Consider the following 20,887-nt stretch of genomic DNA (forward strand, 5'->3'; position numbering starts at 1 on the left):
ACCCGAACCCCCGTCCGTACCGCCCCTTCGGCCCCCGCCCATAACGCCGTGGCAGGGGCCGACTGGCAACTGCCGTCTCCCCGGCGGGATCCCTACGGTTTCAGCAGATCCCCCACCGCCAACCGAGGAGACTCCCCATGCTCCGACGACACGCCCGCACGGCGTGTACCGTGCTGGCCGCCGCCGGCCTGGCACTGGCCGGCCTCCAGGCCGGTTCCGCCACCGCGGCGCCGCACGACAAGGACCGCGCCCCCACCGTCAGAACGGCCGCCGACGCCCTCGGCGCCGCCTCGGCCCAGCCCGAACTCCTCCGCGCCATGCAGCGCGACCTGGGTCTCACCCGCGCCCAGGCCGAGAACCGGCTCGCCAACGAGGCCGAGGCCGGGGCCCGCGCCGCCGGGCTCCGCCTGGACCTGGGCGGCGCCTTCGCCGGCGCCTGGGTGGACGGTGCCGAGTCCGGCACCCTGACCGTGGCCACCACCCGCGCCGCTGACGCCGCCGCGATCCGCGCCGCGGGCGCGCACGCCGAGGTCGTGACGCACGGTCTGAGCGCCCTGGAGCGGGCCAAGGAGGCCCTGGACCGGGCCGCCACCGCCGACGTGCCCGTCCGCTACGTCGACGTCCGGGCCAACGTCCTCGTCGTCGAGGAGGCGCGCGCCGGGGCCGGCGCGCGGCTCGTCGCCGCCACCGGCGTCCCCCGTGACCTCGTGAAGGTGGTCCGCACCGCCGAGGCGCCCCGCCCGCTGTACGACCTCCGGGGCGGCGACGCGTACTACATGAACGGCAGCGGGCGCTGCTCCGTCGGCTTCCCGATCACCAAGGGCACCACGCAGGGCTTCGCCACGGCCGGCCACTGCGGTCGCGCCGGCACCTCCACCAGCGGCTACAACCAGGTCGCCCAGGGCAGCTTCCAGGCCTCGGTCTTCCCCGGCAGCGACATGGCCTGGGTCGCCACCAACTCCAACTGGACCGCCACCCCGTACGTGAAGGGCGCGGGCGGCGCCAACGTCCAGGTGACCGGCTCGGTCCTGCAGCCCGTCGGCTCCTCCGTCTGCCGCTCCGGCTCGACCACCGGCTGGCACTGCGGCACCGTGCAGCAGCACAACACCAGCGTCACCTACCCCGAGGGCACCATCTCGGGCGTCACCCGCACGACGGTCTGCGCCGAGCCCGGCGACTCCGGCGGCTCGTACATCTCCGGCAGCCAGGCCCAGGGCGTGACCTCGGGCGGCTCCGGCAACTGCTCCAGCGGCGGCACGACCTTCTTCCAGCCGCTGAACCCGATCCTCCAGAACTACGGCCTGACCCTGAAGACCACCACCGACCCGGGCCCGGGTCCCGGCCCCGAGCCGGAGCCGGGCGGCACCTGGGCGGCCGGCAAGGTCTACAAGGCCGGTGACACCGTCACCTACGGCGGCTCCACCTACCGCTGCCTCCAGGGCCACCAGGCCCAGACCGGCTGGGAACCGTCCAACGTCCCCGCCCTGTGGCAGCGCGTCTGACACGGGGTCCGTCCTCGCGGTGACCGGGGGTGCCGCGGCTCCGAGGGGGTGCCGAGGCACCCCCTCCTCGCGTTCCCGGGGCCGTCACTCCTCCGCGAGGCCGCCCCGGGCGATCACCTCCGCGTACCAGCGGGCGCTGTCCTTCAGCGTCCGCCGCTGCGTCGCGAAGTCCACGTGGACGATGCCGAACCGCTTGCTGTAGCCGTACGCCCACTCGAAGTTGTCCAGGAGCGACCACAGGAAGTAGCCCCGCACGTCCGCCCCGTCCTCCAGGGCCCGGTGCACCGCCGCCAGGTGCGCGTGCAGATAGGCCACCCGCTCCGGGTCCTTCACGTTCCCCGACGGGTCGGCGTAGTCGTCGTACGCCGCCCCGTTCTCCGTGATCACCAGCGGTACGCCCGGCAGCTCGTCCCGCAGCCGGATCAGCAGCTCGTGCAGGCCGTCCGCGTCCACCGGCCAGTCCATGGCCGTGCGCGGCCCCGGCGCCGGCACGAACCGCACGTGCCGCTCCGCGCCCGCCCACGGCGACGGCGACTCCGAGGAGCCCGCCGCGACCACGGACGGGGAGTAGTAGTTGATGCCGAGCGAGTCGATCGGCGCGGCGGCCGCCTCCAGGTCGCCGTCCCGGACGAACGCCCAGTCCGTGACCGGCGCGGTGTCGCGGACCAGGTCCTCCGGGAGCCGCCCGTGGAAGACCGGGTCCAGGAAGATCCGGTTGCCGACGGCGTCGATCCGGCGGGCCGCGTCCAGGTCCTCGGGAGCCTGCGTGAGGGCCCGTACGGCGTGCAGGTTGAGGGTCAGGGAGACCTCGGCGGAGGCGGGCAGCGCGCCGCGCAGCGCCCGCGCCCCCAGGCCGTGCGCCAGGTTGAGGTGGTGGGCGGCGCGCAGCGCGGCCAGGTCGTCGGTGCGGCCCGGCGCGTGCACGCCGTTGCCGTAGCCGAGGAAGGCGGCGCACCACGGCTCGTTGAGCGTGGTCCAGGTCGCCACCCGGTCCCCGAGCGCGTCCGCCATGATGCCCGCGTACTCGGCGAAGCGGTGTGCGGTCTCCCGGTGCGGCCAGCCGCCCGCGTCCTCCAGCTCCTGCGGCAGGTCCCAGTGGTAGAGCGTCGCCACGGGCCGGATCCCGGCCTCCAGGAGGGAGTCGGCCAGGCGCCGGTAGAAGTCCAGGCCCTTGCGGACGGCCGGACCGCGCCCGGTGGGCTGGACCCGGGGCCAGGCGATCGAGAAGCGGTAGTCGGTCACGCCGAGCCGGCGCATCAGGGCGACGTCCTCGTCGAGCCGGTGGTAGTGGTCGGCGGCGATGTCGCCGGTGTCGCCGTTGCGGACCTTGCCCGGCGTACGGCTGAAGGTGTCCCAGATGGACGGCGTGCGGCCGTCCTCGGCCGCCGCCCCCTCGATCTGGTAGGCGGCGGTGGCGGTGCCCCAGCGGAAGCCCTCGGGGAAGCGGAGCGTGGTCGCCGGGTCGGTGCGGGCGTCGAGCGCGGTCATGGGGTGGGAACTCCCTGGGGTGAGACGTTCGGCGGGGAGGGGTGGGAGGAGAGGGGGGGGCGGTCAGCCCTTGACGGCGCCCTGCATGATGCCGCCGACGATCTGCCGGCCGAGCAGGCCGAAGACGAGCAGCACCGGCAGGGTGCCGAGCAGCGTGCCCGCCATGATCACGGACTGGTCGTGGACGTACCCGCCGCCGAGCTGGCGCAGGGCGACCTGGACGGTGGGCTCGGAGGAGGTCAGGGCGACGACGGGCCAGAAGAAGTCGTTCCACGAGGCCATGAAGGTCAGCAGACCGAGCACGGCCATGCCGGGCCGGGCGATCGGCACGACGATCGACCAGAAGATCCTGGCGGTGGACGCGCCGTCCACCCGGGCCGCCTCGATCAGCTCGTCGGGCAGCGACTGCACCAGGTACTGGCGCATGAAGAACACCCCGAACGCGGAGACCAGGCCCGGCAGGATCACCGACTGGAGCTGGTTCACCCAGCCCAGCTCGGCGATCAGCATGAACAGCGGGATCACGCCCAGCTGCGGCGGGATCATCATGGTGCCGACGGTGACCGCGAGCAGCGCGCCCCGGCCCTTGAAGCGCAGCTTGGCGAAGGCGAAGCCGGCCAGGGTGCAGCACAGGACGGTGCCGAGGGTGATCGAGCCGGAGACGAGGAACGAGTTGAGCAGCGCCTTGCCGATGTCGGCCTCTTCGAGGACCGCCTCGAAGTTCTTGATCAGGTTCGGCCCCGGGAGCAGCGTCGGCGGGACCTTCGCCAGATCGGCGTTGGAGCGGCTGGCGGCGACGATCGTCCAGTAGAACGGGAACGCCGAGAACAGCACGGCGACGATCAGGATGCCGTACGCGAGCGGGCCCGCGTGCAGGGTGCGGCCCGCCCGGGAGGCCCCCCGGCGCGGCGCCCGGCCCGGCTCCGGGGCGGGCGGGGCGGCCGGGGGAGCGGCGGGCGCCGCCGGGGCGATCGGCGCGGTCATCGGCCGGCCTCCTTGCGGGAACGGCGGCGCGCGATCAGGGCGTTGACCCCGACCAGCACCACGATGAGCAGGAACATCACCCAGGCGATGGCGGCGGCCCGGCCCAGGTGGAAGAAGCCCCAGCCCTGCTCGTACATGTAGAGCCCGAGCGTCTGGTACTGGTGCGAGATGCCGCCCGAGATCGACCCTTCGAGCAGCAGCGGCTCGCCGAACAGCTGGGTCGCCCCGATCGTGGAGACGATGACGGTGAAGAGGATGGTGGGCCGCAGCCCGGGCAGCGTGACGTGGAAGAACTGGCGCCAGCGCGAGGCCCCGTCCATCGCGGCCGCCTCGTACAGCTCGTTCGGGATCGACTGCATGCCGGCCAGGTAGATCAGCGCGTTGTAGCCGGTCCAGCGCCAGACGACGACCGTCGACACGGCGATCTGCGAGGCCACCGTGCCGTTCTGCCAGTCGACCGGGTCGACGCCGACGAGCCCGAGCGCGTAGTTGATGAGGCCGAAGTCCCGCCCGAAGAGCTGGGCGAAGACGAGGGTGGCGGCGGCGACCGAGGTGGCGTACGGCAGCAGCACGGCCGTGCGCAGGAAGGTGCGGCCGCGCATCCGGTAGTTCAGGAGGTGCGCGAGGCCGAGGGCCATGACCAGCTGCGGCACGGTGGAGAGCACGCCGATGGTGAAGGTGTTGCGCAGCGAGGTCCAGAAGTACTCGTCACCGAAGAGCGCGGTGTAGTTGCCGAGGCCGCGCCACTCCATGTCGCCGGGCGTCTGGAGCTCCACCCGGTACAGCGAGACGAAGGCCGTGTAGATCAGCGGGAAGAGGCCGAAGGCGGCGAACAGGGTGAAGAACGGGGCGACGTAGGCGTACGGGGAGACCTTCTGCCAGGTCCGCCGGGCGGGTCCGGGCCGCCGGGGCGGCGCGGCCGGCTTCGGCCGGGCCTGCCGGGGACCGGCCGGTGTCTCGGGTGCGGTGAGGGTCACGGTGCGGCCCTTCGGTGTGGGGTCGGAGCGGGGGAGGCGGGGCGGACGGACCCCCTCGGTGACGTCGGGGGGCGTCCGTCCGGCGGCGCGGGTCAGCCGATGGTGTTCTCGACGCCCTTCTTGGCGTTCGACCAGGCCTTCTCGGGTGCCGTGCCCTTGCGCTCGACCTCGCTCAGGGCGTTGGTGATCTGCTGGGCGATGTTCTGGTCGTGGACGCCGAGGACCTGGACCGGGGCCTCCTTGGCCGCCTCACCGAAGATCTTGCCGATGGGGGCGTTCGAGAAGAACGGGTCCTTCGCGTCGGCGACCTTCTCGATGGCGCCGGTGGCGGAGGGGAAGTTGCCCTGCTTCTGGAAGAGCGTGGTCTGCTGCTCGGGGGCGGTGAGCCACTTGATCAGCTCGTACGCCTCCTTCTTGTGCTTCGCGGCCTTGGGCACGGCCAGGTAGGAGCCGCCCCAGTTGCCGGCGCCGCCGGGCAGCTCGGCCACGTCCCACTTGCCCTTGCCGGCCTCGCCGGCCTGGCCCTTGATGTAGCCGAGCATCCAGGCGGGGCACGGGATGGTGGCGAAGGACCCGGCGGAGAAGGCCTGGTTCCACTGCGGGGACCACTGGTCGAGCTTGGCGCTCAGACCGGCGTCCGCGGCCTGGACGGCGTGGTCCCAGGCGGAGCGCAGGGCCGGGTTCTGCTCCCAGATCAGCTTCCCGGAGGCGTCGTAGTAGCGCTCCTTCTCCTGGCCGATCATGATCGAGTAGAGGCTGCCGACGCTGTCGAGCCAGGCGCTCTTGGCGGGGGCCTTCGCCTTGTACTGCTTGCCGAGGTCCAGGTAGCCGTCCCAGGTGGCCCACTTCTTCGCGAGCTCCTCGCGGTCGGTGGGCAGCCCGGCCTGCTCGAAGAGGTCCGTGCGGTAGCACATGGCCTCGGGGCCGACGTCGGTGCCGAGGCCGAGGACCTCGCCGCCCCTGCCGGTGGCGGCGGCCCACTTGGCGGGGGCGAACTGGTCCTTCAGGGAGTCCGCGCCGTACTTCTTCAGGTCCTCGAAGCGGTCGGCCTGCTGCTGGGCGACGGAGGCGATGCGGCCCACCTCGATGCCCTGCACGTCGGCGAGGCCGGCGCCGCCCGCGAGCCGGGTCTGGAGGGACTTCCAGTAGTCGGCCTCGTCCTCGGTGTCGGTCTGCTTGATGGTGACGCCGGGGTGGAGCTTCTCGTACTCCGCGTAGAGCCCGGCCTCCTTGTATCCGAAGGAGCCGAAGAGGTCGACGGTGATCGTGACCTTCCCTCCCGCGCTGTCCGAGGACGAGTCGTCCGACGACCCGCCGCAGGCGGCGAGCAGGGCCCCGGCGAGCGTGACCGCACCCAGGCGGACGACGGCTCTCTTGGCGGCTCGGGCGATGGGCATGGGAAGCCTCCCTTGGCTCCGGAACGAGCGAGAGCGGTTGAGAGCGCTCTCAAGCGTGCGTGGGGAGCGTGCCCGTGCGGTGGTGCATCCGTCAAGGCTCGAAGGCGTAACGGACGAGAAGAGATCCCGACTCCCGTCCGTGTTCAACCTCTTGACACGCTCGTTTCGCGGGTTTTACGTTTCCGTCACTCTGAGAGCGCTCTCAGCCATTCTGGAGGCCGGACTTCCGGACTCCCGAACGCAGGCCCCGGCCCCCACTCGCGTCCCCGCCTCCGGGCTCCGCACCCCGAGCTCCACCCACCCGAGCTCCATCCGCCGCAGACGACATGAGGTGCCCCTTCATGCCATCCCCCCGCACCCGGCCCGCCGCAGCGCTGGTCCTGGTCTCCGCCCTCGCCGCCGTGGGACTCGGCCCCGCCGCCGTCCCCGCGGCCGCGGCCACCGTCCCGGCGGGCGCCGGAAGCTACTCCGACACCCGCCCCGCCGGTACCTCGGGCCCCACCACCAACACCGGCGCCCCCGTCACCCCCAAGGTCACCGCCGCCGCCCAGGGCAAGCCCGTCCCCACCAACGACTGGTGGTCCTCCCTCGCCTTCCAGCGCTACGGGGACAACCCCTACTCCACCCCCATGTACGGCCACCCGCTCACCTACCAGGCCGTCTCCGGCGGCCTGGAGGTCGGCTACCCCACCAGCCCCGCGATCGTGGGCGACGGGCGCCAGTACGAGTTCGCCCACAAGCGCGACCTCACCCTCGGCCTCACCGGTCTGAACTCGCCCGACACCAAGGCCGACGCCTGGTCCGACTGGACCGTCACCCCCTACTGGTCCGACGGCGCCCGCACCCTGCGCACCACCATCGGCCACGGCCTGCCCTTCGTGTACGCCAGAGGAACCGGCGGCGACGCCCGGATCACCACCGCCACCGCGCCGGCCGTCTTCGCCGACCAGGGCAACGTCCTCGGCATCACCGTCGCCGGCCACCACTACGCCCTCTTCTCGCCGAGCGGCACCGACTGGAACGTCTCCGGCTCCACGATCACCGCCGGACTCGGCGGCAAGGACTACTTCTCCGTCGCCGTCCTGCCCTCCACCGACGCGCTCGCCACCTACCGCACGTACGCCTACAGCTTCGTCACCGGCTCCACGGTGAACTGGAGCTACGACGCCGGCACCGTCCGCGCGACCTACAGCCTCACCACCGAGGCCAGGGAGGGCACCGAGCGCGGCACCCTCCAGGCGCTCTACCGCCACCAGTGGCTGCACACCACCGACCCGCTGACCCCCTACACCTACGTCTCGCCCCGGGGCACCATGAAGGTGCGCGAAGGGGCCTCCTTCACCACCGCCCAGAAGGCCGCCGCCACCCTCCCGGGCCTGCCCGGCGCCGGCGTCGACCCGGCCCGCCTGCGCGGCTACCTCAACGAGGTCGCGAACTCCTCCGACCCGTTCTCCGGAGCCGTCGACACCTACTGGACCGGCAAGGCCCTCGGCAAGCTCGCCCAGCTCGTGCCGCTCGCCGACCAGATCGGCGAGGGCGCGGTCCGCGACAAGCTCCTCGGCCTCGTCAAGGGCCGCCTCCAGGAGTGGTTCACGGCCGGCGGCGCCACCGAGTTCTCGTACGACAAGGCCTGGAAGACCCTCACCGGCTACCCGGCCTCCTACGGCAGCGACACCGAGCTCAACGACCACCACTTCCACTACGGCTACTACGTGTACGCCGCCGCGATCGTCGCCCAGTACGACCCGAACTGGGCCGCCGACTCCGCCTGGGGCACCATGGTCAAGACCCTGGTCCGCGACACCGCCAACCCCAGCCGCACCGACAGCGCCTTCCCCTTCCTGCGCGGCTTCGACGTCTACGCCGGACACAGCTGGGCCAGCGGCCACCAGGGCTTCGCCGCCGGAAACAACCAGGAGTCGTCCTCCGAGTCGACCAACCTCAGCGCCGCCCTCGTCCTGTGGGGCGCGGCCACCGGCGACACCTCCCTGCGCGACCTCGGCACCTACCTCCTGACCACCGAGGGCGAGGCCATCGCCCAGTACTGGTTCGACGCCGACCAGCAGGTCTTCCCCGGCTCCTTCCAGCACGACACCGTCGGCATGGTCTGGGGCAGCGGCGGCGCCTACTCCACCTGGTGGACCGCCAACCCGGAGGAGATCCACGGCATCAACGTCCTGCCCGTGACCAGCGGCGGCTCGCTCCACCTCGGCGGCCGCAAGGACGCGATCCGGCGCAACATCGCCGAGATGGAGCGCGAGAACGGCGGCCCGGCCGTCGAATGGCGCGACATCCTCTGGGAGTTCCAGTCCCTCGCCGACCCCGCCGCCGCCAAGGCCAAGTGGGACGCCGGACACGCCGGATACACCCCGGAGGCCGGCGAGTCCAAGGCCCACACCTACCACTGGCTCACCGCGCTCGACGCGCTCGGCGCCCCCGACGCCACCGTCACCGGCTCGATCCCCACCTCCGCCGTCTTCACCAAGGGCACCACGCGCACCTACGTGGCCCACAACCACGGCTCGACCGCCCGCACGGTCACCTTCTCCGACGGCAAGTCCCTCTCCGTGCCGGCCCGTTCCACCGCCTCCGGCAACGGCACGGCGGGTCCCGGCCCCGACCCCGACCCGGAGCCGGGCACCGGCGACACCTTCCAGCTCCGCACCGGCGGCACGCTCACCACGGCCACCGGCGCCGCGGCGGGCGCCGACACCCTCGCCTCGGCGCAGGGCGCCAACCACGACGGCACCCCGAACAAGCCGCTCGTCTACGTCGCCAAGAACGTCAACGGCACGCTCCGGGCGGGCGGTTCGACCGCCTTCCGGCTCCAGGTCGACGCCGGCACGTCGGTCGGCCTCGGCCAGCAGGCCCGGATCAGCTACGACCTCACCGGCGACGGCACCTTCGACCGCACGGAGACGTACCACTACTTCGCCACGGACCCGGTGACGGGCTGGGAGGAGTACGCCCAGTCCCGCGGCCTGAAGTCCGCCACCGGCACCCTCGGCAACCTCCGGAACGGAACGGTCCGCCTGGAGGTCTGGAGCGCGATCGGCAACGGCGACGCGCGGCTCCGGACGGGCACGGACGGGTCCGTGGTCGTCATCCCGTACGACTGACCCCGCAGGGGAGCGGGGAACGGGGCGGCGGACCAGCGAGGTCGGGGTGACCACGGAGCCGGGGATCTCCGGCCCGGTCCCGTCCAGCAGCCGCATCAGCAGCTTCACCATCAGACGGCCCATGCCCTCGATGTCCTGGTGCACGGTGGTCAGGGCGGGGGAGGTCCGCCCGACCACCGAGGCCATGTCGTCGAAGCCGACGACCGCCACGTCCTCCGGCACCCGCACCCCGCGCTCCCGCAGGGTGCGCAGCGCGCCCGACGCCATCAGATCGTTGGCGACGAACACCCCGTCCACGTCCGGCCGCCGGTCGAGCAGCTCCGCCATGGCCCGCGCGCCGCTCTCCTCGGTGAAGTCGCCCGCGCACAGCAGCTCCGGGTCGGCGTCGAGGAGGACGTCCCGGTAGCCGTGCAGCCGGTCGATCGCCGAGGTCTGGTCGGCGGGGCCCGAGATGTGGGCGATGTTCCGGCGCCCGAGGTCCACCAGGTGCCGCACCGCCTCCCGGGCGCCGCCCCGGTTGTCGCAGTCCACGAAGGGCACGGCCGGATCGGTGCCGGGAGCGGGCCGCCCGCCGACGACCACCGGGATCCGCGCCCCCTCGATCACGGCCGGCAGGGCGTCGTCGCTGTGCAGCGAGAACGCGAGCGCGCCGTCGACGTGGCCCCCGCCGAGATAGCGGGCGATCCGCTCGTGGTCCCCCGGGCCCTCCACCCACAGCAGCACCAACTGGGCGTCGTGCGCCGTCAGTTCCCGGCTGATGCCGCGCACCTGCTGCTCGAAGAACGGGTCCGAGAAGATCCGGAACTCAGGCTCCGCGATGATCACGGCCACGGCGCCGTTGCGCCGGGTCACCAGGGTGCGGGCCGCGTGGTTGGGGACGTAACCGAGCTCCTCGACGGCCCTGCGCACCTTCTCGACCAGGGGGGCGCGCACGCCGGCGCCCCCGTTGACGACACGGGAGGCCGTGGCGCGGGACACGCCGGCGCGCGCGGCGACGGCTTCCAGCGTGGGGCGGGACCCCGTGGTCTGCTCGGACAAGGCGGGCGCTCCTCGACTGCGTCGGCTGGGCGGTGTACCGGTCGGTCGTACGGAGGCGCGCAACGGGTGCGGTGCGCGTTCTCGTACGGTTCAGGATATCTGTAACCCCCACCTTCTGAGAGCGCTCCCAAGAGGAACCCGTCCCCGCGGACACCGCCCCCCGGAAACCCCGTTGCCCCTCTCCGGCGCTCCTCGCTACCGTCAGGGCCCTGGCGCCCGCCCGGACGTGCATCCGCCGGACGGGCCCTGCGACGTGTAGCTCAGCAGCAGAGCGCCGGGCTCGGGACCCGGAGGGCGCGGGGGCGGAACCCGCCACGTCGGCTTATGGACACCCACGCTGACAAGCAGCCCCGGATGCCGTCCGCCTCCTACGCCGAGGGTCGGCTGGCCCGTGCCTTCACCACCGCGCTCACCCACGCGGACCCCGCCACGCGCGCGTGCCGGGGAACGGGTCCGCGGCTGGCGCCAGGTGCTCGCCGGAATGGCCGACGGAACGCTGCGGGTCGGCTCGCGCACCCCCGTCCGCGGTCTGCCCGCCTGGGTGACCCCGGAGGTGCTGCACGGCGGCTTCGCCACGGGCACCGCCCGGGCCGGCGGCCCCCTCCTGCCGTACGAGGCCGAGGCGGCGCGCGGGGCCGGGGTCCCGGAGGACCGGGAGGCCCTCTTCGCCCACTGCCTCACCGAGAAGGGCCTCGCGGAGCTGTGGGCGCTGCTCGACGGCACCCGCTACGAGGTCACCGTCCCCGAGGAGGCCGCGCTGCTCACGGTGGCCTGGCTGGTGCGCGCCGGGGAGACCGGCGCGGCCCTCGAACTCGTCCGGGACATACGCCCGTTCGCGGGCACGCTGCGGTTCACCCCGCGCCCGTCCGCGTCCCCGGCGCCCGCCACCGACGCCGTACACCGGCGCACCGTCGCACAGGCCGGAGCCGCCCTCGCCCGCCGGGGCCCGAACGACGCCGTCGAGACCCAGCGCGAGGCGCTCCGCGTCTGGCGGCCCTTCGCCGACGACCTGCTCCGGCACTGGCTGGAGACGGCCGGACCCGACCACCGGGCCCTCGACCGCGAGCCCGGCGACGGGTGGCACGCGCGCGGCGCCGCCCTCCTCGACCGCTACCGGCTCCTGGCCCGCGAGCACACCCGCTGCCGGGGCCACCGCGACCCCAAGGGCAACCTCGGGATCCTGCGCGGAGCCCTGGAGGAGACCGCCGCCGGCCGCCCGCTCGACGCGCGGCGCCTCGGACTCCTGCGGCACGCCGTCGCCTCGATGGTGCGCAAGCGGGGCCTGCCCGGCTCGGAGCGGCACACGGCGGTACGGAGCGCCCAGGCGGCCCAGGCCGCGCTGCCCTCCCACCACGACCTCGCCCGCCTCGTCGCCGGCCGCCTGTCCGCCCTCCCGCAGGACGCCGGCGCCGCCGACCCGGACGCGCTCCTCACCCCGGTGACCGGGGCCGAGGAGCGGCGCTCCGGCCTGCCCGCCGGGACGGCCGTGCCGCCCGCGGTCCGCCGCGTGGTCGAACGGACGCGGAGCGCGCCCCTGCCCGTCCTGGTGGAGCTCGGCGTGGTCCCCTCCGCCGAGGTGCTGGCCGAGCTGGTGCCCCAGCTCGTCGCCGCCGAGACGGCCGGGGCCTACCGGGACGCGCCGCTGCGCGCGCTCATGGCCGCGCACCACCGGGCGTTCCGCAACCGCCGCTCGCTGCTCCTGCTCGGCCTGGAGCGGCAGGTCCGGCCCGAGGAACTGCCCTGGGTCCGCGCGGTGTCCGCGCAGCACCGCTCCGACGCGCGCGTCCGCGACTCCGCCCACGCGACGCTGCGGCACCTCGCCGAGGTCGCCGTGGACGGCTTCCCCGGCACCCTGCTGCCCAACCCGCTCGTCCGCGAACTCGCCGTGCTCGCCCGCCGGGCCGGTCTGGACGCGCCCCTGGTCGAGGAGCTGGCCGCCGACATCTTCATGGGCACCTTCAGCCCCAAGTTCGCGGCCGCGGCCGCCGTGGCGGGGGAACTGCTCGAAGGCTCGCTGTACGAGAGGTACTACGGCATCGACTACGCGGCCGTCCACGTCCTGTCCGAACAGGGCTCCCGGCGATCGTCGTTCCGGGGGAGCGGCGCCCGGCACGCGCCGGACTTCGCCGCGCTCTGCCACGAGCGGGCCGGGGTGCGCGCCTCCGGCGGCTCCGGGGGCGTGGCGGAGGACGGCGCGGTGATCGAGCAGGCCCAGATCCTCACCACCCACAACCTCGCCGTCCTGGTCCACCGCGTCGGTGCCGCACCCGCCTCCGGCTGGGCGGAACTCGCCCTCCGCTGCTTCGCCGCGGTGTGCCGCCTGACGGACCGGGCCCGGCACGAGCGGCGCCCGCTCGGCACGGTGAAGGACGCGGCGTACGCCTGGCGGCAGATGCTGTTCCACCTGTCGCTGTGCGACGCGGCGACGGCGGCCGGGGTACTGGCCCGGCTGCCGGAGGTGGCCGTCCGCCACCCCGCCCCGGTGGCCGCCCGCCTGGCGCCGGCCCTGGCCGGTCTCCGGCTGGTCGCCGACGGCGGCTCCTTCGCCGCCGACGGCACGGCGGACGCCGGACGCGCCCGACGGCTGACCGGGTGGACCACGACGGGCGAGCACTGGCTGTGCGGGGACCGGGACCGGTCCACGCGGGCATGATCCACCGGGCCCCCGGGGCGATCCACCGCACTTCCGGGGCCAGACCCCCCGCGCGTGACACGACACCGCCCCGCGTGCCAGGAGCACGCGGGGCGGCGTCGTACGCGTCGGTGGTCAGCCCGCGGCCGGGACCTCGACCCGGGCCGGGGGCTCCGCCCCGGCCGTCCGGGCGGCCAGCGCCTTCTGGGCGAGGAAGCCGAAGACCACGGCGAACACCACCCACAGGACGACCTGGACGCCGAGCGAGGCCAGGCGGAACTCCCACAGCAGCTTGGCGGGGAAGCCCGCCTTGACCGCGTCGTCGTTCGCCGGGAGGACCGCGAAGGCGACGCCCGTCACGAGGACGAAGCCGAACCCGGCCACCAGGCTCGCGTTCCAGTTGCCCAGACGCGGCGCCAGACGGCGGCCGAGGATCACCGCGGCGACGCCGAGCAGCACGCTGAGCAGGATCATCAGGAAGAACAGGGTGGTGCGCTTCCCGATGGTGTCGGGGTTGCCGACGGCCGGCGGGGTCGCCGGGTACTTCAGGAACGGCACCAGGTAGACGGTGGTGAAGGCCGCGGCCGCGGTCAGCGCCGCAGTGGCCCGGGGGCTGAACCGGCCGACGCGGCCGAGCGCGAACGAGAAGGCGAGCGCGGCGACGCCGCCCAGCGCCACCCCGTAGACCAGGACGCCGGTGGCCAGGCCGAAGGTGGACTGCGCGGAGCGGCTGACCACCTCCTCCTCTTCGGCCTCCTCGCCGCCGTGTCCGGCGTGGGCGGCCTCCTGGGCGGCCTGGGCCTCCTCCACGGCGATGGAGCCGTCCACGGAGGGCTCGCCGCCCACGTAGGCCACGGCGAAGGCGAACAGACCGGCTATCAGACCCGCGAGCATGCCGCGGACCAGCAGGGTTCTCACGGTCGAGGCGTGCATGTGCTCTTCGCCCCTCAGTGGCAGGGGAAGCCGAGCAGGTGGCGCCCGTCGTGCACCCACTCGTGCACGTCGGAACCCGCGAAGAGGGAGGTGGCACCCTGCTCCGCGCCCACGAAGTACAGCGCGATCAGCGCGAGAAGACCGACGAAGAAGGCCCAGGGCAGCACGGCCCGGACGGGCAGCGGAGCCGGTACGGCCGCGGACGGGGTGGAAACGGCAGCGGAGACGGCAGCCTCGGCCATGATGAAACCTCCTGCGGGAACGCGCGTCCCGAACGGTGGTGCAGGACGACGGTCCACGGGTCTGACTCGCCGGGACCTCCCCCGTACGGAGAAGGCCTCGGCACACAGTGGCGCGACCGTGCCGGGTTCCCACCGGACTTCCGTCTCGCCGTCGTCACGCTGTTCAAATGTCGACTGACGGTACCGCGTGACGTGGACATTGTTAAGAGCGTGAGGCCTGGATCACCTTCCGTGCGCCCCCGGCCGGATCGACGCCCTCCGGCGGCCCGTACCGTACGGGAGGCACCCCGCCACCCCCGTACGGTACGGGCCGCCGGAGAGGGGTCGCCCCCGCCGCCTCCGACCGAGAGGGAACCCCGATGACAGTCCGGCTGACGCTCGTCCCGCCCGCCGTGAACGCGTCGCTGCGCGAGGTCCGGTTCGACGCCGACGGCCCCCTCGACCCGGCGGGACTCGCCCGCGCCGAGGCCCTCGCACCCGCCTTCGGCCCCGCCACGCGCGCGTACGCCTCGCCGTCCGCGCGCTGCCTCGGCACCGCGCGGGCCCTCGGTCTGAGCGCCGAGCCGGCTCCCGGCCTGGCGGGCTGCGCCATGGGACGGTGGCGGGGGAGGGCCCTGGAGGACGTCGCCGCCACCGAGGGGGCAGGGCTCGCCGCCTGGCTGTCCGACCCGGAGGCCGCGCCGCACGGCGGGGAGTCCCTCCGCGACCTGCGCGTCCGGGTCGGCGCCTGGCTCGACGCCCTCCGGGAGGAAACGGGGCGCGTCACGGCCGTGGTCGAACCCGACGTCGTACGGGCCGCGACGGTCCACGCCCTCGGGGTGCCGGACGCGACCGCCCGGCGCCTGGACGTCCGCCCCCTGACGGCCGTCCACCTCAGCGGACGCGGCGGGCGCTGGAACCTGCGGATCGGCGAACCGCTCACCGGGTGACGGAACGGAGAGAGGGGGCCGCCCACCGGGCGGCCCCCTCTCTCCGTACGCGCCCCTAGAGGGGACGCTTCCATTCCTTCAGCAGCAGATAGCCCAGGTACGCCCCTCCGACGGCCATCGTGTAGAGGCCGACCGGCAGGTCGTCGAAGAGCGGCAGTTGCTGGGCCGCGAGGTCCGCGAGGACCAGGAGCAGAGCGCCCAGCAGGGCCGACATGACCAGCTGCGGCCCGCCGCTCCGGGTGACCCGCTTGGCGATCTGCGGTGCCGTCAGGGAGATGAAGGCGATCGGGCCGGCCACGCTGACCGCGCCCGCGGACAGCACGATCGACAGGAGGACCGCCGCCGTCGCAGTCCGGTCCGGGCGGGCGCCCAGACCGGTGGAGAGGTCGTCGCCCATCTCGCCGATGCCCAGCGGCCGCGCGAGGAGCGCCGCGAGCGGCAGGCAGACGAGCAGCACCGCCCAGATGACCGTCGCGTCGTCCCAGGAGCGGGCCGAGAGACTGCCGTTGATGTACGCGGTCAGGGCGCTCGCCTTGTCGCGCTCGACGGCGTACACCACGTACTGGGTCAGGGCCGTCGACATCGCGGCCACGCCGATGCCCGCCACCACCAGGCGCCCCGGGTTGCGGAACCCGGTCCCGGTGGAGACGTACACCAGCCCCATGGCGCCGACCGCGCCGACCAGGGCGCCGACGGAGACCGGGACGACACCCGGGAGGAAGAGCGCGGCGGCCGCGGCCCCCGCGCCGGAGCCGGCACTCAGCCCGATCACGTCGGGGCTGCCCAGCGGATTGCGGGTGACCGACTGGAACAGGGCCCCGGACAGGCCGAAGGCCGCGCCGGTGGCGATGGCCACCACGAGCCGCGGGCCCCGCAGCCGGTTCAGGACGAAGGCGTTCTTGCCCGTGGCCTCGCCCATGAGCGCCGACGGCAGGTCGGCGGGGTCGATGCCCAGCCTGCCCATCGTGAGGGTCGCCACGCCCGCCCCCAGGAGCAGCAGCACCGACAGCGCGGCGGCGATCAGGGAGGAGCGGCGCACGGGGATCGCGACCCGGGGGCCGACCCGTACGAGGACGCGCCCCGCCGGACGCGCCGGCACCGCGGCCGTGGTCCCGGTCCGGACCTCGGTCCGTTCGGCGGTCTTCATGACGCCCCCCTCATGCGACGGACGGCGAAGAGCAGCGCCGGCGCGCCCACGAACGCGGTGACGACGCCGACCATCAGCTCCTCGGGACGCAGCAGGACCCGGCCGACGACGTCCGCGAAGAGCAGCAGCGTGGGACCCGCGAGCGCGGTGAACAGGATCTGCATCCGGAAGTCCGCGCCCACCAGGGCCCGGACCAGGTGCGGGACGGCGAGCCCGACGAAGGCGATGGGGCCCACCGCCGCCGTGGCAGCCGCGCTGAGCAGCGTCGCGGCGAGCAGCCCGGCGCCCTTGACGCGGGCGGGACTGATGCCGAGCGAGGCGGCCTTGTCGTCGCCCATCGCCATGGCGTTGAGCCCGGGCGCGAGGACGACGGCGAGGAGGAGCCCGGCCGCGGCGAACGGCAGCACGGCCCAGAGGGCGTCGAAACCGCGCCCGCCGAGCGACCCCACCACCCAGTAGCGGTACGTGTCGAAGACCTTCGGGCGGGACAGTGCGACGGCCTGGATGAACGCGGCGAGGATCGCGGAGAGCACCGCGCCGGCGAGCACGAGCCGCACCGGGCTGCCGCCCCCGCCGGCCGTGCCGACCAGATGCACGAGGACGCCGGTCGCCAGGGCGCCGACCAGGGCCCACCAGATGGTCTCGCGCTGCCCGGACGCGCCGAGGAACGCGGTGGCGGCGACGATGCTCGCCGACGCGCCCGCGTTGATGCCGAGGAGCCCCGGCTCGGCGAGCGGGTTGCGGGTGATGCCCTGCATCAGCGTGCCGGCGATCCCCAGGCAGAGACCCGCGAGCACGCCGAGGGCGGTGCGCGGGTAGCGGCTCTCGACGACGGTGCGGAGGTATTCGTCGCCGCCGCCCGTGACGACCCGCAGGACGTCGGACAGGGACGTCGCCTTGCTGCCGAACATCACGCTGGCGAGCAGCGCCAGGGCGAGCAGGACCAGGCACAGGACGGCGGATGCCAGGTACCGGGCAGGGCCCCGCCGTGCGACGGCGGGGCCCTGGGTGGTTCGGGAGAGTGTGGTCACGCCGGAGTCCGTCGTTACTTCCCGGCCTTGGCGACGGCCTTGTCGATCATCGGCAGGTAGCGCTCGATGCTGTACGGCACCGTCAGCGGGTTGATCATCGAGGAGGCGGTGACGAACGGGGTGTCGTGGCTGTAGACGAGCGCGCCCTTCTTCACGGCGGGGATGGCCGCGTACAGGGGCTGGGCCTCGACCGTCTTGCGGGACTTCTCGTCCATGTAGAAGGTGAAGGCGATGTCGCTGTTCGCCAGCTTGTTGGCGTTCTCCAGGCCGATCAGGGCGGAGTCGGTGCCCTCGGTCTCCTTGAAGGTGTTCACCACCGGGTCGACCTTGAGGCCGAGCTTGGAGACCATCGCGACGCGCTGCTCCTCGGGCTTGAAGACGCCGAGGGTGCCGGGGCCGGTGTTGTAGATGTACGAGAAGGTGACGTTCTTGTAGTTCGGGCGGCTGGCGGCGGCGTCGGCGAGCTGCTTGTCGATCTTCGCCTCCAGCTCCTTGGCCTTCTCCGGCTGGCCGAGCGCCTTGGCGACGATCTCGATCTGCTGGTCCCAGTTCGTGCTCCACGCCTTCTCGGGGTAGGCGACGGTGGGCGCGATGTCCTTGAGGACGTCGTACTGCTTCTGCGTGATGCCGGACCAGGGGGCCAGGATGACGTCGGGCTCCAGCTCGGTGATGGCCTCGATGTCGAGCTCCTCGCCGCCCTTGAACTGCTTGGGGAGCGCGGCGCCGGACTTGGTCACGGCCTCGTGGATCCAGGGGAGGTAACCGGTCTTGTCGCTGCCCCAGGGGTACTCCTCGATGCCGACCGGGACGTTGCCGAGCGCGATGGCGGTCTCCGCGGAGCCCTGGCCGAGGGTGACGACGCGCTTGGGCCTGTCCTTGATGACCGCCTCGCCGAGGGCGCTCTTGATGGTGACGGGGAACGCGCCCGCCGGAGCCTTGGACGCCGAACCGGCCGCGTCGTCCTTTTTCTCGTCCGAGCCGCACCCGGTCACCAGGAGGCCGAGCGAGACCGCGGCGGCCCCCGCCACGAGGACGCGGCGGCGAAGAGGGGTGAACACAGAAGGCATGACGGTTCCTTGTCTCCGGGCAGAGGTGTGCACGCGCCGCGCCCGCGCCCCTCCGGACATGATCACGGAGGGACACGGGTCATCGCGAACGATTGTTAGGTGAGCCTAACCTATTCGTTCGTCGGCTCGAACGCCAGGGGTGCCGATCTTCGGGACGAGGCCGGGAGGGGGGCGGGGCGGAAGGGCCGCAAGGCGAGGCGGGCGGCGTTCGGGGCGCACACGAACGGGGTAGCCGCCCGTGTGGCGCGGGCCCCCGCGACACGGTCCCCTGGAGGATGCAGGGGTTCATGTGCCGGAAGGACGAAAGGCTCACGGGATGATCGCACCGGATCGCCGCCGGACCGACGGGCGGCCGGACCCCCCGCCGGCCCGGACCGGGGCGGACGGGCGATGAGTCCGGCGAGGGCCCTCGATCCCAAGCTGTTCGACGCGACCGTGGCGGCGGTCGCCCTCTTCGCGGGACCCGAGCACCTGCTGGTCTACGTCAACGCCGCGTACAGGAGGATGCTCGGCGCCCGCCCCCTCCGCAGGCCCGCCCGGGAGGCCTACCCGGAACCGGCCGCCGAGCGGTTCCTCTCCGTCCTGGACGACGTCCTCGCCACCGGGCGCCCCCACCAGCTCAACGACTCCCTGCTCCCCGCCCCCGACGGCCCGGACGAGGTCCGCCACTTCGTCTCCTCCTGCACCCCCGTCACCACCCCGCTCGGCGACGGGGTCCTGGTCGTGACCCTGGAGACCACCGCCGAGACCCGCGCGCTCCAGCGCTTCGAGGCCCTGGTGACGGCCGTCTCCCAGATGGTGTGGGCGGTGCGCGCGGACGGACGCGTCGAGGAGATCGTCCCCGGCTGGGAGAAGCTGACCGGCACCCCCCTGCCCGACCGGGAGGGCCAGGAGATGTACGACCACGTCCACCCCCGGGACCGGCAGGCGCTCGTCGACGCCTGGCACCGGGCGCTCGCCCGGCGTCCCCCCGAGATCTACCAGAACACCTTCCGGCTCCGCACGGCCGACGGCTCCTACCGCCACATGACCACCCGCTGCGTCCCCGTCGTCCGGGACGGACGCGCCGAGGAGTGGATCGCCGCCACCGTCGACGCCGAGGACACCTGGAACGCGGAACTGCGCGAACACCTCCTCGCCCGGGTGGCGCAGGCGTCAGGCGGCGGCCTGGACGCGGCGTTCGCCGCGGTGGTGGAGTCGGTCGTCCCCGAACTCGCCGACGCCTGCGTGATCCTGCTCCTCACCCACGAGGAGTGGCCGCTGCCGGAGCACGCGACGGTCACGGCCCGGCGGGTCGCCTCCGCCACCCGCCCCGGACTCCCGCCCGCGCCCGAGGAGATGGGGCAGACCGTCACGGTCACCCCGGTCATGCGGGAGGTCCTCGAAAGCCGCGAACCGCGGACGTTCCGGCTGTCCCCGGACGGCCGGGTCCCGTCCGGCCTGGTGCCGGAGGTCACCGAACGGTGGCTCACGGCGTCCGGCGCCACGAGCATGACCCTCCTCCCCCTGGTTGTCGACGACATCGTCCTCGGCTACGCCACCACCGCCACCAGCGGGGACACCCCCGTCCCCGAAGCCGTCGACGTCGAGCTGCTGCGCGACGTCCTGCACCACGCGCAGCGGCCCATCCGCAAGGTGCTCGACCTCCAGCAGGCCCGCCGCACCGCCCTCCGCCTCCAGCGCGCCCAGCTCACCCGCCCGCCCGCGGTCCCCGGCGCGCGCCTGGCCGCCCGCTACCAGCCGGCCAGCCCGGCCAACGAGATCGGCGGCGACTGGTACGACGCCATCACGCTCCCCGACGGCACCCTCGTCCTCGACATCGGGGACGTCGCCGGCCACGACCTCGGCGCCGCCACCGTCATGGGCCAGATGCGCAGCATGCTCCGCGCCCTCGCCTGGAACAAGGGGTCCGCGTGCACGCCCGCGGCCGTCCTCGGCATGCTGGACGACGCCGCCGAAGGGCTCGACGTCGGCTCCTTCACCACCGTCGTCCACACCCATCTGCGCCGGCGCCCCGACGGCACCTGGCGGATGACCTGGTCCAACGCCGGGCACCCGCCGCCCCTGCTGATCCCCGCGCGGGGCGAACCCCGCTTCCTCGACGGCAACGGCGAGGACCCGCCGCTCGGCGTCGCCCCGGGGCTCCCCAGGATCAGCCACACGCACGCCCTCGCCCCCGGCGACACCCTCCTGCAGTACACCGACGGGCTCATCGAGACCCCCGGCACCTCTCTCGACACCGGGCAGCGGCGCCTCCTGGAGGCGGCCGCGCTCCACCGCGACGAGGACCTGCCCGACCTGCTCCGCCTCCTGCAGGACCTCTCCGACCACCGCGACGACACCGCCATGATCGCCTTCCGCGCGGAACCGGCCGGCTGACGCGCGATGTCCCGCCGGAGTC

The 20,887-nt window shown here is 73.7% G+C and carries 14 protein-coding genes, 1 tRNA gene and 1 pseudogene; 6 read left to right on the forward strand and 10 right to left on the reverse strand.

The genetic code is table 11. The features are described 5' to 3' along the window. The first annotated feature begins 137 nt into the window (after positions 1 to 137). Positions 138 to 1,502 carry a carbohydrate-binding protein gene (locus OO47_RS03595; RefSeq protein WP_030212164.1) on the forward strand — a complete coding sequence of 455 codons (1,365 nt, stop codon included), beginning with the start codon at positions 138 to 140 and terminating at the stop codon, positions 1,500 to 1,502. Between the two features lie 84 nt (positions 1,503 to 1,586). Here OO47_RS03595 and OO47_RS03600 read toward each other — a convergent pair whose 3' ends face one another. From OO47_RS03600 to OO47_RS03615, 4 genes are all read right to left on the reverse strand, one after another. Further along, positions 1,587 to 2,990 (reverse strand): GH1 family beta-glucosidase, encoded by a 1,404-nt coding sequence (locus OO47_RS03600; RefSeq protein ID WP_030212166.1) that lies wholly within the window; start codon positions 2,988 to 2,990, stop codon positions 1,587 to 1,589. A gap of 63 nt (positions 2,991 to 3,053) precedes the next feature. Beyond that, positions 3,054 to 3,974, reverse strand: coding sequence for a carbohydrate ABC transporter permease (locus OO47_RS03605; RefSeq protein WP_030212167.1), 921 nt, complete (start codon positions 3,972 to 3,974; stop codon positions 3,054 to 3,056). Then, positions 3,971 to 4,951, reverse strand: a complete 981-nt coding sequence (locus tag OO47_RS03610) for a carbohydrate ABC transporter permease (RefSeq protein WP_030212169.1) — start codon at positions 4,949 to 4,951, stop codon at positions 3,971 to 3,973. The genes OO47_RS03605 and OO47_RS03610 overlap by 4 nt, the downstream gene beginning before the upstream one ends. A 92-nt stretch (positions 4,952 to 5,043) precedes the next feature. Then, entirely contained in the window at positions 5,044 to 6,348 is a 1,305-nt protein-coding gene (locus OO47_RS03615; RefSeq protein ID WP_030212171.1) for an ABC transporter substrate-binding protein, read from the reverse strand. Between the two features lie 341 nt (positions 6,349 to 6,689). Between OO47_RS03615 and OO47_RS03620 the strand changes: the two genes are divergently transcribed. Further along, a complete protein-coding gene (locus OO47_RS03620) occupies positions 6,690 to 9,467 on the forward strand; it encodes a glycosyl hydrolase (RefSeq protein WP_033207965.1) in 2,778 nt (925 codons plus the stop codon). A 24-nt stretch (positions 9,468 to 9,491) separates the two neighbouring features. On the opposite strand, the pseudogene OO47_RS34640 reads toward OO47_RS03620, so the two are convergent. Then, positions 9,492 to 10,505 (reverse strand): annotated as a pseudogene (locus OO47_RS34640) (LacI family DNA-binding transcriptional regulator); the annotation flags it as partial. A 249-nt stretch (positions 10,506 to 10,754) separates the two neighbouring features. On the opposite strand from OO47_RS34640, the gene OO47_RS03635 reads away from it, so the two are divergent. Both OO47_RS03635 and OO47_RS33225 read left to right on the forward strand, forming a co-directional pair. Further along, positions 10,755 to 10,826 (forward strand) — tRNA-Pro (locus tag OO47_RS03635). A gap of 160 nt (positions 10,827 to 10,986) precedes the next feature. Continuing rightward, positions 10,987 to 13,158: a hypothetical protein gene (locus tag OO47_RS33225; RefSeq protein WP_234323070.1), complete on the forward strand. Its 2,172-nt coding sequence runs from the start codon at positions 10,987 to 10,989 to the stop codon at positions 13,156 to 13,158. Positions 13,159 to 13,272: 114 nt separating this feature from the next. On the opposite strand, the gene OO47_RS03645 is transcribed toward OO47_RS33225, so the two are convergent. Next, positions 13,273 to 14,070, reverse strand: a complete 798-nt coding sequence (locus OO47_RS03645; protein WP_030212181.1) for a CbtA family protein — start codon at positions 14,068 to 14,070, stop codon at positions 13,273 to 13,275. A gap of 14 nt (positions 14,071 to 14,084) precedes the next feature. After that, positions 14,085 to 14,312 carry a CbtB domain-containing protein gene (locus tag OO47_RS03650; RefSeq protein WP_030212184.1) on the reverse strand — a complete coding sequence of 76 codons (228 nt, stop codon included), beginning with the start codon at positions 14,310 to 14,312 and terminating at the stop codon, positions 14,085 to 14,087. Between the two features lie 359 nt (positions 14,313 to 14,671). On the opposite strand from OO47_RS03650, the gene OO47_RS03655 reads away from it, so the two are divergent. Continuing rightward, positions 14,672 to 15,241 (forward strand): histidine phosphatase family protein, encoded by a 570-nt coding sequence (locus OO47_RS03655; RefSeq protein ID WP_030212187.1) that lies wholly within the window; start codon positions 14,672 to 14,674, stop codon positions 15,239 to 15,241. A gap of 55 nt (positions 15,242 to 15,296) precedes the next feature. Here the strand turns inward: OO47_RS03655 and OO47_RS03660 are convergent, their stop codons facing one another. Genes OO47_RS03660 through OO47_RS03670 form a run of 3 tightly spaced genes read right to left on the reverse strand, consistent with a single transcriptional unit; the run spans position 15,297 to position 18,486 of the window. Further along, entirely contained in the window at positions 15,297 to 16,388 is a 1,092-nt protein-coding gene (locus OO47_RS03660; protein WP_033207968.1) for a FecCD family ABC transporter permease, read from the reverse strand. After that, positions 16,385 to 17,419 (reverse strand): FecCD family ABC transporter permease, encoded by a 1,035-nt coding sequence (locus OO47_RS03665; protein ID WP_030212192.1) that lies wholly within the window; start codon positions 17,417 to 17,419, stop codon positions 16,385 to 16,387. The genes OO47_RS03660 and OO47_RS03665 overlap by 4 nt, the downstream gene beginning before the upstream one ends. 14 nt (positions 17,420 to 17,433) lie before the next feature. After that, positions 17,434 to 18,486 carry an iron-siderophore ABC transporter substrate-binding protein gene (locus tag OO47_RS03670; RefSeq protein ID WP_030212200.1) on the reverse strand — a complete coding sequence of 351 codons (1,053 nt, stop codon included), beginning with the start codon at positions 18,484 to 18,486 and terminating at the stop codon, positions 17,434 to 17,436. A 390-nt stretch (positions 18,487 to 18,876) separates the two neighbouring features. Here OO47_RS03670 and OO47_RS03675 point away from each other — a divergent pair, with 390 nt between their 5' ends. Beyond that, on the forward strand, positions 18,877 to 20,865 hold the full coding sequence (locus tag OO47_RS03675) for a SpoIIE family protein phosphatase (protein ID WP_051715868.1): 1,989 nt from the start codon (positions 18,877 to 18,879) through the stop codon (positions 20,863 to 20,865). The last annotated feature ends 22 nt before the right edge of the window (positions 20,866 to 20,887 follow it).

Origin of the sequence: Streptomyces bikiniensis (assembly GCF_000716625.1) — a bacterium.
In the GTDB taxonomy this organism is placed as follows: domain Bacteria; phylum Actinomycetota; class Actinomycetes; order Streptomycetales; family Streptomycetaceae; genus Streptomyces; species Streptomyces bikiniensis.